Annotated in this window: 7 protein-coding genes; all 7 read right to left on the bottom strand. The window is 44.6% G+C overall.

Features of this window, described 5'->3' with window-relative positions:
* Nucleotides 1-29 precede the first annotated feature (29 nt).
* Complete coding sequence (locus tag HGO26_RS12275; RefSeq protein WP_028759769.1) at nucleotides 30-4,874, bottom strand: NAD-glutamate dehydrogenase; 4,845 nt, start codon at nucleotides 4,872-4,874, stop codon at nucleotides 30-32.
* A gap of 264 nt (nucleotides 4,875-5,138) precedes the next feature.
* Nucleotides 5,139-7,454, bottom strand: a complete 2,316-nt coding sequence (locus HGO26_RS12270; protein WP_168825447.1) for an efflux RND transporter permease subunit — start codon at nucleotides 7,452-7,454, stop codon at nucleotides 5,139-5,141.
* A 36-nt stretch (nucleotides 7,455-7,490) separates the two neighbouring features.
* Nucleotides 7,491-8,507 (bottom strand): WD40/YVTN/BNR-like repeat-containing protein, encoded by a 1,017-nt coding sequence (locus HGO26_RS12265; protein WP_168825445.1) that lies wholly within the window; start codon nucleotides 8,505-8,507, stop codon nucleotides 7,491-7,493.
* Between the two features lie 53 nt (nucleotides 8,508-8,560).
* Nucleotides 8,561-9,925 (bottom strand): DUF1329 domain-containing protein, encoded by a 1,365-nt coding sequence (locus HGO26_RS12260; RefSeq protein ID WP_105252650.1) that lies wholly within the window; start codon nucleotides 9,923-9,925, stop codon nucleotides 8,561-8,563.
* 13 nt (nucleotides 9,926-9,938) lie between these two features.
* On the bottom strand, nucleotides 9,939-11,981 hold the full coding sequence (locus HGO26_RS12255; RefSeq protein WP_105252651.1) for a DUF1302 domain-containing protein: 2,043 nt from the start codon (nucleotides 11,979-11,981) through the stop codon (nucleotides 9,939-9,941).
* A gap of 338 nt (nucleotides 11,982-12,319) precedes the next feature.
* Nucleotides 12,320-12,535, bottom strand: a complete 216-nt coding sequence (locus tag HGO26_RS12250) for a DUF2835 domain-containing protein (RefSeq protein WP_028759764.1) — start codon at nucleotides 12,533-12,535, stop codon at nucleotides 12,320-12,322.
* Nucleotides 12,536-12,578: 43 nt separating this feature from the next.
* Nucleotides 12,579-15,128 carry an aminopeptidase N gene (gene pepN, locus HGO26_RS12245; RefSeq protein WP_168825443.1) on the bottom strand — a complete coding sequence of 850 codons (2,550 nt, stop codon included), beginning with the start codon at nucleotides 15,126-15,128 and terminating at the stop codon, nucleotides 12,579-12,581.
* Between the last annotated feature and the right edge of the window lie 19 nt (nucleotides 15,129-15,147).

Here is a 15,147-nt window from a genome sequence, read left to right as displayed (position 1 = left end):
CGCCAGGGCTTCTGATTGTTATAATAAGTTTACTTTTGGCCTTCGCAATGAAGGATCAGAAGGTTAAGTTCACGTAGGGCGACAGAGAACTTAGCAAACTCATGGATTTGCGACGTTTTAAAGTCAGCTAGCATATGGAACCATCTTTCCAATAAGCCTTGATTTATCTCAATCCACTGAGAAATCACACTTTCGGCATCACAGGTTGCACTGCAGGTTCTTAAGACCACTGAACTCAATGCACGTTGTTGCCAATCTAACTCTTCCCTAAAGGCAGCACGAGCCAGTGCTTGCCAATGGTTCGCTACAGGTTGAGCGCTGATCTGTTCTAAGAACCAGTGCAGCTCAACGCGGGCGCCGAGTTTGAAGTAAGTTTCAGCCACTAATGCCACTGTCTTATCTTCTGTTTGCGCAATTTGGGCAATGTCTAAGGCAGAGAACAAGGTGCTCATGTTAGCCACAATCGTTGCAACAGCTTGTGGTACGTTTTCTTTGACCAAAGCATTGATCTCAGATTGGATACCTTTAGCTTCTTCTTCGACCAGATATAAATGAACATTATCTTTAATTTGTTCAAATACCGGTTTGAAGAAGGCAACGGTTTGTTCGATGCTCCAAGAGCGGTTACGGTGACGTAGGAACCAGCGGCTAGCACGACGCATATTGCGGCGTAACTGATGCAGCATTTCACCTTGAACCACAGCCGGAACTATGCCGTTTAAGTCAGTGATCGATTTAGTTAATTCAGCTAAACCAAATACTTCGCGAGCCATAGTGTAACAAATTGCCGCGTCGGCAACTGAGGCACCAGTCTCATCTTGCATACGTTGAACAAAATTCAAGCCCATGTCGTTGACGAGTTCATTGGCGAGTGAGGTCGCAATGATTTCGCCACGCAGTGGATGGGTTGCCATTTTGTCGCTGTATTTTTCCTGAAGTTTTTTCGGGAAATACGCGATAAGCAGTTGGCTTAACAGAGTATCTTCAGTGATTTCTGGCGTCACTAATTGCTCTTTCAGCACCATTTTCGCATAAGCAACCAATACTGATAGCTCTGGGCGCGTTAATGCACGACCACTGGCTAAACGTTCAGCTAGCTCATCGTCAGACGGTAAGAACTCTAACGCTCTGTCTAACTTGCCTTCTTTTTCCAGATACTGGATAAAGCGGATCTGCTCTTTTAACTGCTCAGCACCACGCACTTGGGTGACGGAGATAGTACGAGTTTGATCTTTACAGTCTTGTAGTACGATTTGGCCGACTTCTTCAGTCATTTCTTCCAGTAAACGGTTACGCTGCTTAAGCGTCAGTTCACCTTCAGTCACCATAGCGTTCAGCAAAATCTTGATGTTCACTTCGTTGTCGGAACAGTCCACACCACCAACGTTATCCACGAAGTCAGTGTTGATGCGACCGCCATTAGACGCATATTCAATACGACCTAACTGAGTACAACCTAAGTTACCGCCCTCGCCGACTATCTTAGCGCGCAGTTCGCCACCGTTGACACGTAGAGCATCGTTGGCACGATCGCCGACTTCAGCGTGGGTTTCACGTGAAGATTTCACATACGTACCGATACCGCCGTTCCAGATCAAATCCACTGGCATTTTCAACAGTTCTTTCATCAGCTCAGTTGGGGTCATAGAGGTTTTCTCTGTGGCCAACATTTGCTTCATCTCTGCCGATAATGGAATGGATTTAGATGAACGGAGGAAAATACCGCCACCTTTAGAAATCAACTTGCTGCTGTAGTCTTCCCAGCTTGAACGTGGCAGAGCGAATAAACGCGCCCGTTCATCATAACTTAATGCCGTATCCGGATTTGGATCGATAAAGATATGCATGTGGTTAAAGGCTGCAACCAGTTTAGTGTGCTTAGACAACAACATACCGTTACCGAATACGTCGCCCGCCATGTCACCTATACCTAAACAGGTAAAGTCTGTAGTTTGGCAATCAATACCGACTTCGCGGAAATGACGCTTAACCGATTCCCAGCCGCCTTTGGCCGTAATACCCATTTTCTTATGGTCATAACCGTTGCTGCCACCCGATGCGAATGCATCACCGAGCCAGAAGCGGTATTCGAGGGAAATCGAGTTCGCGATATCAGAGAATGTCGCTGTGCCTTTATCGGCTGCTACCACTAAATATGGGTCATCTTCATCGTGACGAACCACATCCAATGGATGGACGATTTCACCGTTCAAAATGTTATCGGTAATATCGAGCAAGGCACGGATAAAGATGCGGTAACATTCTTGACCTTCGGTGAAGAAAGCTTCACGGCCGCCTTCCGTTGGCAATTGTTTACAAACAAAGCCACCTTTAGCACCCACAGGCACAATCACAGTGTTTTTCACTTGCTGTGCTTTTACCAAACCCAATACTTCGGTACGGAAGTCTTCACGACGATCTGACCAACGCAGACCACCACGAGCCACTTTACCGTAACGTAAATGCACACCTTCAACCCGTGGCGAATAAACGAATATTTCGAATTTCGGCAGTGGACGTGGCATTTCAGGGATCAGTGAAGGCATGAATTTAAACGAGATATAACTCTTAGATTCGCCTTTGGCATCCAGTTGGTAGAAGTTGGTACGCAGAGTGGCGTTAATCAAGTCTAAATAACGACGAATAATACGGTCATCATCTAAGCTAGACACTTCGTCTAAACGTAAATTGATCTGCTCCAAAAACTTACCCAGAGTACGGGTTTTCAGTTTAGGGTTAAATTTACGGATGAACATCTTCACCAACAAATCAGCGATTTGTGGGTAACGACCGAAGGTTTCTTCAATATATGACTGACTGAAAGTCGCATCGATTTGACGCATGTATTTCGCATACGCGCGCAATACCGAGACTTCACGGCCCGTTAAACCTGACGCCAGAATAATGCGGTTGAAGCCGTCATCTTCTAACTTCTTTTGCCACACTTGTGACAGTGCAGTTTGGAATCTGTCTTGGCTATCAGCGATGTTATCTGTGTTGACGACTTTAACTGTCATCAAGAAGTCTAAGATCCAGAAGGTAGAACCGTCTGAAGTAGTGACTTCATATGGACGCTCGTTGATCACGCGCAGACCAAAGTTTTCGAGCATTGGCAGCACGTCAGAAAGATGAATAGGCTCATCTTTATGGAATAGCTTTAAACGCACTTTATTGTCGTTCAGCGCCGCTTCCTGCGGTTGATAGAACAACATGCCGAGCTTGTGTTCGTCATCCAGTGCTTCGAGCTGTTGCATGTCGACGACGGCAGAACTTGGCAATACGTCTTCTTTATAGCTTTGCTCAAACGCATTGAAATAACGCTTAGTCAGATGAGTGCCAGCTTCTTCGCCGAGTGCACTGTTAAGCGCAGTGCTTAACTTATCTTCCCACGAACGTGCCGCTTCTATTAAGTTGTTCTCTATGGCAGCCACATCTACATCCATATTATTGTTATCAACTTTGACTATGTAGTGAGTGCGGGCTAGCGTCGACTCGGAGAAATAAGTCGTAAACTCTACATCTTCTTTGCTGTTAAAGTGCTGGGCCAGAATACGTTGAGTATCTTGGCGGAGTTTAGTGTTGTAACGATCCTTAGAAACGTACACTAAACAGGATAAGAAACGGCCAAAGCCATCTTTGCGTACAAAGAGTTTCAGCTTGTCTCTGTCTTGCATTTCTAACACGCCATGGGCCATGTGCGATAAATCATCAACATTGGCTTGAATTAGCTCGTCACGAGGTAAATTCTCAAGGATGTTTAGCAGGGCTTTATAGTCGTGTGAACGTGGGGTCAAGCCTGAACGATCTAACACACGCTGCACTTTTTCATTCAGCAGTGGGATCTCACGTGGGCTACGGTTATAAAGGTTTGACGCATATAAACCGATAAATCTATCTTCGCCAATCACATTGCCTTTCTTATCGAAACGCTTAATACCGATATAATCGACATAAGCTGGACGATGTACACGGCTCTTAGCACTGCTCTTAGTGAGGATCAGTAAGCTGTGATCTAAGGCTTCTTTGCGGGCACTATCGGAGAAGCTAGATAACAACAAACCTTGCTCAGGTTGTGCTTTAGTGTGCTTGTTCATCAAACCTAAACTAGAGGCGATATTAGGCACTAACTCAACGTCACCTTCGACACGTTTCAAATCGTATTGACGGTAACCTAATAGCGTAAAGTGATGATTATTCAAGTAAGTCAGGAAGTTAATCGCTTCTTCTAACTCTTGCTTATCGCCCGGGAACGGACGTTTTGGCAATTCCTTAATCATCTCAGCCAACTTGGCAGACATGACTTCCCAGTCGTTGACTGATGAAGCGACATCGGCAAGCACAGACTGAATTTCGCGCTCTAATGCTTTGATATCGACCGTGCTGCTTTGACGGTCAATTTCAATCAAAAATACGGCGACATGCTCAGTGCTTTCAGGGCTTTTATTAAGATAAGTAACATTCGTCACACCACTTTCTGAACGCTCAATCGCCAGTGGAGTGTGCAACATCATGTGAGCAGTAATACCCATACGATTCAATGCCATACCAACTGAATCGACCAAGAATGGCATGTCAGGTTGGATAACTTCAATGATCGAGTGAGTAGATTGCCAGCCGTGTTTGGCTTGGCTAGGATTGAACACTCTCAGATGAGTGTTACCTTTTGGTGTTTTGTTCAGGGCGTTCCATAAACTGAGAACCGCACCGTATAAATCACTGTCATTACGCGCATTGAGATCGTCTTTCGACATGTGGGCATAAAGGCAGGTGGCGAACTGTTCAACTTGCTTGGCTTGTGAATTAGGGACTTTAGCGTGAATTAAACTGACTACATTTTCAAGTAGTACTGAAGGCATTGCATCTTTCAAGGCCATGTTGCTGTTTCCTTAAGCGTCTATGGCAGCGCTTTTTTCATTATTTGGATGCTTCGGCTTAACAATCGCAGATAAATTAATGTGATCTAGATCGTCGCGCGAAGTTTATTACTAAAACCGCTGTATTTCGAGGAAAATTTTAGTGGTACATCCTCTTGAAATCCAGTATTGGCGTAAACAAGGAATGACAAATGACCAAACAATCGATAAAGCAGACTAAGTATTCAAAAGTAAATGGGGAGCTTAGCTCCCCATTTGTAGACTCTACTTAGGTTGGCGCCAGAAAATGGCGGCCAATGCAGGTAGGATAATTATGGCACCGAGCATATTTACCACAAACATGAATGTTAACAATATTCCCATGTCCATTTGGAATTTAAGTGCTGAGAAGAACCAAGTACTCACACCAATCGCCAATGTCAGACCCGTAAAGATCACCGCACTACCCCGTTCGACCAACGCCTCATAGTAAGCCTGTTGCACTGGCATACCATTTGATAGCTTAGACGACATAGTCGAGAGGATATAAATACCGTAATCCACACCAATACCAACCCCCAGTGCAATAACAGGTAAGGTACTGACAGCTAAGCCAATATCAAGCAGAGTCATCAAGGCTTGTGCCAGTGTCGACACGACATATAACGGAATAATGACCGCCACAGTGGCTTTAAAAGATTTAAAACTGATTAAGCAGAGTACAAACACGGCACCATAGACGTATATCATCATAGGTAACTGTGCCTCAGCCACCGCTTCGTTAGTCGCTGCCATTACACCCACAGGACCCGACGCCAGTTTAAACTGCAACTTCTCGTTGTCCATTTTCGCGGCGACGGCTTTGACCTTAGCGACCACAGTTTCTATGGTTTCGGCCTTGTGATCTTTCATAAACAGATACACAGGCATGACAGAACAATCGCCATTTAATAAACCTGAAGTTGTGGGAATTTGGCCAATGGCCTGTACTAAGCTCGCCGTTGTACGCGGCAACACTTCCCATCTTGGATTACCTTCGTTGAAGCCTGCATTCACTTTTTTAGCGACAGACGCCAGGCTCACAGTCGACTCCACCCCAGGGGTATTGCGTACTAACCATTCAAACTGATCAATTTGAGTGAGCACATCGTGGTAAGTACAGGCTTCAGGTGCTGCCTCAACAATCACAGTCATCACATCTGTGGTGATAGAAAAATGATCGGTGATGAAGAAGGTATCGAGGTTATAACGCGAATCTTGATGTAACGCTGGCGCGCCGCCCTGTAGATCACCAATCTTCATCTGATTGGCTTGTTGCAGACCCACAAAATACAACACCACAGTGGCAATAATGACTACCACAGCATATTTAGGCGTCGCAAAACGCGCCATGAAGCGCCAAATAGCCTCAGTTCGCACTTCTTCAGCGGTCGGTTCTGCGTGTTTATTGACTTTGATTTCATTAAAAGAAATCACCAAAGGCAACAGGATAAGGTTAGTGAAAATGATCACGCCAACACCGAGCGAGGCGGAAATCGCCAGTTCGCGAATAATCCCAATATCGATAAATAACAGGGTAACAAAACCAACAGTATCAGACAGTAATGCCACACCACCCGGCACTAATAAACTACGAAATGCCGACGCCGAAGCCGCTTTTGTCGTTTGCCCGTCGAGCACTCGGCGCCGTACAGCGTTGATGATCTGCACCCCGTGGCTCACACCGATGGCGAAGACTAAAAACGGTACCAGAATCGACATAGGATCGAGACCGAAACCTATCACAGTCAATAAACCAAGCTGCCAGACCACAGCCGTTAAACTGCAGACCAGTGGCAGCATGGTCAAGATGATGGATTTAGAAAAGAGGTAAACCATGATGGCAGTGACCAAAATCGCGATCACGAAGAACAGCAACACGCCCTTAGCGCCATCAGCCACATCCCCGGCCATTTTGGCGAAACCTATGATGTGAATTTTAACCTTATCGGTTTCGAACTTGCCCCTAAGCTCTTTTTCTAATTGTGCAGCAAAAGCAATGGTATCAAGCGGTTTACCCGTCTGTGGATCAAAATCCATTAATTGAGCCGACACCATAGCCGCACTGTAATCGTTAGCAATCAATCGGCCGACAATCCCTGCTTTTTCAATATTATCGCGAACCGTTTCTAACCCAGACACTGAAGTTGAAAAATCCGCTGGAATAACTGGCCCGCCAGCAAAACCATCCTCAACGACTTCCGTAAAACGAGTGGAAGGCGAAAAAATTGATTTCACCTGCGCACGGTCAACCCCTGGAATAAAAAACAGCTGATCATGCACGTTTTTTAAGGTATCAAAATAGTTAGCATTAAAAATATTACCGCTGGTATCCTCAACCGCCACCATGATGCTGTTGGCACCACCAAAATCTTTTTGGTGTTTCAGGTAGGTCTGCATATAACTGTGCTGCAGTGGAATATTTTTAATAAAAGCCGCATCCATTTTGAGTTGACTGGCCTGATAGCCAAAAAACAACGTCAAAAACACAAAAATGCCGACGACCCATGCGCGATTGCGAAACAAAAATGACTCAAATCCGTTGACCAGTTTTTCTAACATCTTCTCGGCCCTATTATTTATTGTAGTTTTAAAATTTTATGGCTTAAGAATAAACAGCCCTTGGCTGCCAGATAACCACATATTCCCTTGATTATCCTTCGCAATAGACACTAAGTTTTCCCCTTGGCGACGAGTCACGATGCTGCTAGTGTCGTCCTCATTTAGCTTGATCACTATCCCCGCATTACCCACTAAATATAGCGCGTCGTCAGAAACAACCATGGCACCGTTGATTGAGGATTGCACAGGCAGTTCTATTTGATTCCATTGGCTTAAACTCACATCAGCTTTGAATATATGACCGCGAAGGCCCATCACATACACAGCATTTTTCGTTTCTACGGCGTTAAACATAGAACCATCGTAATCAAAATTGGTACGCGTAAATGTTTTACCTTGATCGCCAGAAACAGCAACTAAGCCCAGCTCGCCAACCAATAATAAACGTCCATCGGTTAAGGTTAAAATACGATTAAAGTGCGGCAATAATGAAGCGCGCGCACTCAAATAGGCCAATTGATCGCTGCCTTTTAACTCCGCCAAATAAGCCACATCTTCTTCAGCTAAAAGCTCCTCATGGAACTCCTCGCGCCACTGGGCACCGCCATCGTTGGTGCGATAAAACAAACCGTAAGCGCCAATGGCAATACCATTGTTTTCGTCTAAAAACACCACATCGAGGAAAGGCTTTTCAATCTCTGGCGAATGCATTTGTAACTGCCAAGTTTGACCGCCATCCTGAGTCTGTAAAATGGTTGCATCATGACCTACAGCCCAACCGCGTTTTTCATTGAGAAAAAAGACTTTGGTCAGCTGTGAACTCACGGGCGTTGCCACTTGATGCCAACTGCCGTCATACACCAGAGCATGGCCACGTTCACCCACAGCCACTAAACCTGCGCCTACGTTGGCAATATCTAAAATCAAAGATGAAGCAGCAAGAGGTTGAACTTGAGAAAAAATCGGATCAGAGGGCGTTGCAGATAACGTAAAAGGAAAAAAAGCGCCACCGAAACTTAATACAGCGACACACTGAAGGATGCGAAACGACATACAAACTTCCTTAACTAATGAGGGGCGCTAAGCGCCCCTTTGTACGTGGCCTATTAACGGATACCTTCACGACGCAATGCATCGGGGGTAAAGTTAGCTTCAGTCAGTTTGGCATCGAAGTTATACATGCCACTTTGGTTGTCTAAGCCCATGGCGAGATAACGACGGGATTGCAAATCATGGAAGACTTCTAAAGTATCCCACTGTGCAGGTACTTCGTAATAATTCAAGCCATGTGCAACGGCCACACGATACAACTGATCACGGTTGTCGTAGAGATCGGCGATTGACACTTGCCATGAATCTTCATCAAGGTACATATCGCGCACTTTATAAATGTGGCGCATACCATCTTTCAGCGTCGCCCTCACTTGCCATACGCGGTGTTTTTCCCAACGAACGTATTCAGGATTCACATGACCAGGTTTCAATATTTGGTCATATTTCAGCTTATCCGAATGCAGTTTGTAATCGTTGTACGGGATATAAATTTCTTTTTTGCCAACTAGTTCCCAATTGTAACGCACAGGAGAGCCGTTAAACATATCGAAATCATCTGTCGTACGCAGACCATCTGACACTGTACCCGGTGTATCAAAAGCCACGTTCGGCGCTTTACGTACTCGACGTTGACCTGTGTTATAGGTCCAAGCTTGGCGGGGAAGCGCCTCTTGATCCATGGTTTCTTTAACCAATAAGGCTGTACCAGCTAAACGTGCAGGCTGAGTCACCACTTGCTTAAAGTAGAACAGCGTATTGCTGGCTTTAAGCTGATCTAAGGTAATTTCTGGACGAGAATATTCGAAGCGAATTTCCTCAGCCGTTTCGACTAAGCTATAGCTACCATCGGCTGTCGGTGCAGCTTGGCTACGGGAAGTTTCGATATCGATACCACGAAAACGCAAAATGTGGTTCCAAATTGCTTCTAAACCATTTGCAGGGATCGGGAATGGAATACCAATAGCCGCGCCAGAAATACCATTGCCCTGTGCAATCAGTTCAGCACGAGTCGCGTTAACTTTAGTCGCATCGTAAACGAACTGTGGTACAGAGGCGCTACGGCGAGTCTTGTACACATTCATCTTGTAGGTATCAGGATAAAGTTCGAACAACTTCATCTGACCCGGCGTTAAAAAATCTTTATATTGCGCTTTGTTAGCATTGGTAATAGTAAATTCAATCTTATCCTCAGGGAAAGGATCTGGGTGATGCATCCCTTTGGTATAACCCGCCACAGGCTGAGTGATACCACCATCCCACGCAGGAATAGAACCATCAGCATTACCTGCTTTTTCAGCACCTAAAGGGGTAAGTTCATTGCCAAGTTTTGCCGCATCAGCTTCTGATATCTTAGCCATAGCGACTGGCGCTGCGAACGCCAGCATGACTGCACTCGCCAATATCGTCAGTTTCTTCATTGTTTGAGTCCTTTTAGATCGAATACTTGATATTGAATGAAACATAATCACGATCTGCCATCGCATTCGTCGTACCGACACCGCCAAAGAAATTGTTATAGGAGATATCTGCACCCCAACGGTTTTGATAGTCGAAGTTAACGCCTAGCGCGACAGACTTACGTCCTTCCGTGAACAGGAACATAGGATCAGGTGTAATACCATCAACGTCATGGGAGAAAATCACCCGTGGAGACATATTGACCCCAGCAAATACGTTGTTGAAATCCGCCTTTCCAACTAAACGATATCCCCAAGCAAAGTCGGTTGGGAACGGGTTAGTTTCAGGACCATTGTGCAAGGCTTGAATGATGCCGGGCATATCTGGGTTGCCGCCAGAACGTGACGTACCAGGACCATTGAGACGTAGCTCATCAAAACCTGGCATATCATGGATCCACACGCCACCCACTTCGGCCAACATAGTCAAGTTATCTAAACCTAACGTTGGACCAAATAAATGGGTGAAAGTCATCTGCGCCTGAGTGGTATCAAGACGGATAAAGCCATCCACGGTTTCACCCGGCTTAACATCTTTAATCTGTGAAATACCATCGAGATCTGGACGAAGACCAGCGTTAGCTAACTGCTGTGGCATACCGGCAAACAATAATTCTACGTCATCGATTTGCAGTGGTTCATCCTGACGATGGGCAATTTCAGCCGCGACAGAGGTATCACCAACCAAGGTATTGAAACTGAAACCGTAAAGCTTGATATCTTCTGGATAAACGATTTGCGCCTTAGAGAAACTCTTCAAATTGAGCAACAATTCACGATCAATGTTACCCGAGTTTTGACCTATGGTCGCCAGATCAGACAAAAGTGCACCCGTGCTAAAATCGGCGGCTGTACCACTGATAAGAGGACGACGGCTATGGTAATTCATGAAATAAAAACCAAATTCGGTTTCACCCAGTGAAGGCGCGTAATAACCCAGCTTAATACCATATTGGCCATCATTGCTTGGCTCTGCCTCATCCTGCACTAGCGTCACTTTTGTTGGGTAAGCTAAGGCCATAGAAACCAATTGCTGTGTCGGAATAGATTGGCCGCTGGCAATCATGCCCGCTAAACGCTCGTATTCTTGCATCACAAAGTCTAAATTGATGTCAGGGTTAGCATTAAACCCAAGCTGAGCGTTTTGAGCGTAACCACCGAAACCCGCAAAATCGTTAGTCGCAAAAATAGAACCCGGTGTTGGTACCCAAATAGGTTGCCAATCATATTGATAGAATGCTTCTACCGTTAATGAATCCGTCAAACCAAGGGAAGCCCACACCATACCTTGAGGTCTGAACGCTTCTTTTAGTTCAGCGCCTGGCGCATTAAGTATGTTCAAGTCAACGGCGTTGATTTCACTGATCCCATGGGCAATCAGTGTACTTTCACCCCATGACACCACTTGATTACCTACACGAATAGATAATGGATTAGCGCCATCGTTGAGGTCAAAGTTGCCATACACAAACGCATCGAGTAAGCGAATATCTTTACATTGAACTTCTGAAGCACGGTTATCTTCGCAAGGGTCAAACTCTTTGCCCGTTATCGGATCATTAAAATCATAATTACCGTCATTGAGTTTACGATCATAGAAATACATACCACGAGCGAATAAACCGTAGTTTTTGTATTTCAATGACAATTCATGCAAACCTTTAACGATTTCGGACGTAGTATCGCCTTGAGAATAAAGTAAATTACTTAAGTCATTGTTACTGGAATACGATCCGGGCTGGGCCCAAATCTCAGCAGAAGTGTATTTAGTATTGCCAAATGCGCTGTAATTAGACCAATCGAATTGGGGTTGATTAACCTTACCAATTTGACCTTCCCAATCGCGCTCCCCTACACGCCAGCTCGCACCAGCAGTCCAAGTTGAGTCAAATGTGCCCTCAACCTCTCCCCAATTAAAAGATACTGCATTAACGCTTGGGATCATTAACAAACTCAATGCCGACGCCACCCCCAAAGCAAGCGCCGATTTGTTAAAACTATTTTTAACAATTTTCATTTTAGCTCTCCGTACCCTGCTGGATTCTTTGTTTTAGGAATTACAACCAACATCTTGTTAGCTCACAGGTAACATCATTGTTACAGCAATTAATCCCCTTGAGCAAGGCGCAGTTAGAGAAAATTTTCTAAAGAATTAAGCATGTAGGTACATTTGTACCGATAACTAAAAAGGAGAGATTTAAATTAGCGAAAAGCGGAATAGGAATGAAACATAAAAACACATTAAAAAATCATATAATTCATTAACATATTTAAAAATAAAATATCACAAAGCGAGCTTAGTAATCAGCCGACCGTTTAAAGTAATTGCTCTAAGCAAAGATAAACAAATTAAGACTAAACTCGATTTAATGAAACAAATTGTCCCTTGTCATCTAAAACCAATTTGAAATAGCCTTGAATGCCATTTTCGGTTAAAAAACGCCTAAAATGACGGCCATTAATCCACAAAATCCGCCCTTGAGTTTCACGAACCTCGACTTTATCGGCAAGCCCTTGATAATAAGGTAAGAAATCTCGATAGCTGATCGATAGTTTGAAATACAGTTCCATAATATCAGGACAGCACAGACTGCTGCCCTCCTCCAACAAACTGCTATTTTGCCAATGCTTTAGAGACTTTTTCGTACATATCCTTAGATAAGTCAGGCAAAGCCAAAAGTTGCCCTAAACAGGCTTTTATCAAAGTTTGGCGGCCTAAGTCGAATTTATGATACTGGATCAATGGCGTCACCATACGGGCCGCAACCTGCGGATTGAGCTTATTAAGGGTCATTAAGCATTCGGTTAAGAAAGCATAACCCTTACCGTCTCTACGGTGGAATTGATAAATATTACCGGCAGCAAAACTGCCCACTAAAGCACGCACTCGGTTTGGATTGCTCATACTAAAACACTTGTGTTGCTGCAACTGACGCAAACACTCAATCACATCATCTGCATCACGGGTCGCTTGCAACATAAACCATTTATCCATCACTAATGGCGTATCCTGCCAACGTAGCTCAAATGTCGTCATCAGTTCATCACGACAAGGTAAATTCCCAACATTGGCTGCCGTCAACGCACCAAGAGAATCCGTCATATTACTGGCGTTATCGAACTGAGAAATCACTAACCCCTCGGCCTCATCCGACACCCGAGCTAACCAAGTTAAACACTGATTTTTAAGGGCTCTTGCCTGCGTACTCTCTACTGCGACTAAAGAACGATATAGCGCAATCAATTCATCTTCACTATGTGAAGCGAGCTCTATTAGTACAAATTCACGTGCTAAAGCTAACGCATCTAGATCAACATTCTCTGTTTGCTCAATCAAAGCCGAAGCCGTAGGTATCGCTAATATTTCGGCGATCAATGCCGGATCAAGCTCAGTATCTAACAACACACCTTTAAAACTATCGCGCACACGGGGATCGAGAGCCATAGCTTGTTGCTGTTGTAAACTCGCCACATTTTGCCAAATAGCTTGACTCACTAGGGTCACAGAGGCTTCCCAACGCGCCACTTCGCTGCTAGCAAAACGCATCAAGTGAACGAGTTGATCCACATTGAATCGATATTGTAATTTGACGGGAGCGGAAAAGTTTTGCAGTAACGAAGCGACGGGTTTATGAGTGAATCCATCAAAGCTAAACACTTGTTCAGTTTGAGTAAAATCGAGAATCTCATTCACTAAAGAATGGCCCTTCGCATCTAAGAGCTCTAAGCTAAACGGAATATGCAGCGGTGATGCACAGTTCACTAGACTTTGTTTAAGGGTCAATTGATAAACGCCCGTTTGCGCATCAAAACTGTCCATCGCAGTCACAATCGGCGTACCGGCTTGGCTATACCATAAACGGAATTGGGTTAAATCCACTCCGCTGGCATCTTCCATTGCCGCCACAAAATCATCACAGGTGACAGCTTGGCCGTCGTGGCGTTTAAAATACAGTTTCATTCCCGCCTGAAACTTTTCTTCGCCGAGCAAAGTGTGCATCATGCGGATGACTTCAGCGCCCTTGTTATACACAGTCACAGTGTAGAAATTATTCATCTCAATGACAGATTCTGGACGAATAGGATGGGACATAGGGCCAGAATCTTCTGCAAATTGCTGATTCTTGATCACTTTAATTGCGTGAATTCGATTCACAGCACGAGAGCCTAAATCTGAGCTAAATTCTTGATCGCGAAAAACCGTTAAGCCTTCTTTCAAACTTAACTGGAACCAATCGCGGCACGTTACGCGGTTTCCTGTCCAATTATGGAAATACTCATGGCCTACAACCGATTCAATGCCGTGATAATCCTCGTCGGTGGCCGTTAAGGTATCTGCGAGCACATATTTAGTGTTAAAGATATTTAAGCCTTTGTTTTCCATCGCTCCCATATTGAAAAAGTCGACGGCCACTATCATGTAAATATCTAAATCATACTCAAGATCAAAACGGCTCTCATCCCATGCCATGGATTTCTTAAGTGATGCCATCGCATGGTGTGCTTTATGTAAATTACCTTTATCAACGAACACTTGCAGGATCACTTTACGGCGACTGCGAGTAATGAACTCATCTTGCAATAGATCAAAATCGCCAGCGACTAAGGCAAATAAATACGCTGGTTTTGGAAATGGATCTTGCCAGCAAACATAATGGCGTCCGCCATCTAACTCACCTTGATCAATCAAATTACCGTTACTCAGTAAAAACGGGAATGCGGCGCTATCGGCTTCGATACGAACTGTGTATTTAGCTAATACATCAGGGCGATCAAGGAAATAAGTGATACGTCGAAAGCCCTCTGCCTCGCATTGCGTGCAGTAGGCACCATCGGACATATAGAGCCCTTCAAGGCTCGAATTAGCTTCAGGATCGAGCTTAGTGATAATGTTCAGCTCAAACTCATCAAGCTCAGTTTCTAAAACTAATTGACCTGCACTAACATGGTAAGGCACAGCATCACCATTGACTGTCAGCGAAAAAATGGTCAAATCTTCGCCATCCAACACTAAGGCTTGTGCATGTTTTGAAGTGCGTTTTATACGACTGATCGCCTGCACTTGGGTTTCATTGCCTGCCAAATTAAAAGCTAAATCGATAGTCTCTATCGTAAAAAGTGGCGCTTGATAATCTTTTAAGTATTTTGCTTGAGCTTGTGTCATTTCGATCCCTTTAACGCTG

The organism is Shewanella oncorhynchi (assembly GCF_012584455.1).
Lineage (GTDB): Bacteria > Pseudomonadota > Gammaproteobacteria > Enterobacterales > Shewanellaceae > Shewanella > Shewanella oncorhynchi.
Note: the sequence above shows the minus strand (reverse complement) of the source record. Positions and strands in the feature narration are given on the sequence as shown.

Excerpts from the sequence above, each read along its gene's own strand:
- HGO26_RS12275 (WP_028759769.1), bottom strand. The coding sequence starts at position 4,874 with ATGGCCTTGAAAGATGCAATGCCTTCAGTACTACTTGAAAATGTAGTC.
- HGO26_RS12270 (WP_168825447.1), bottom strand. The coding sequence starts at position 7,454 with ATGTTAGAAAAACTGGTCAACGGATTTGAGTCATTTTTGTTTCGCAAT.
- HGO26_RS12265 (WP_168825445.1), bottom strand. The coding sequence starts at position 8,507 with ATGTCGTTTCGCATCCTTCAGTGTGTCGCTGTATTAAGTTTCGGTGGC.
- HGO26_RS12260 (WP_105252650.1), bottom strand. The coding sequence starts at position 9,925 with ATGAAGAAACTGACGATATTGGCGAGTGCAGTCATGCTGGCGTTCGCA.
- HGO26_RS12255 (WP_105252651.1), bottom strand. The coding sequence starts at position 11,981 with ATGAAAATTGTTAAAAATAGTTTTAACAAATCGGCGCTTGCTTTGGGG.
- HGO26_RS12250 (WP_028759764.1), bottom strand. The coding sequence starts at position 12,535 with ATGGAACTGTATTTCAAACTATCGATCAGCTATCGAGATTTCTTACCT.
- pepN (WP_168825443.1), bottom strand. The coding sequence starts at position 15,128 with ATGACACAAGCTCAAGCAAAATACTTAAAAGATTATCAAGCGCCACTT.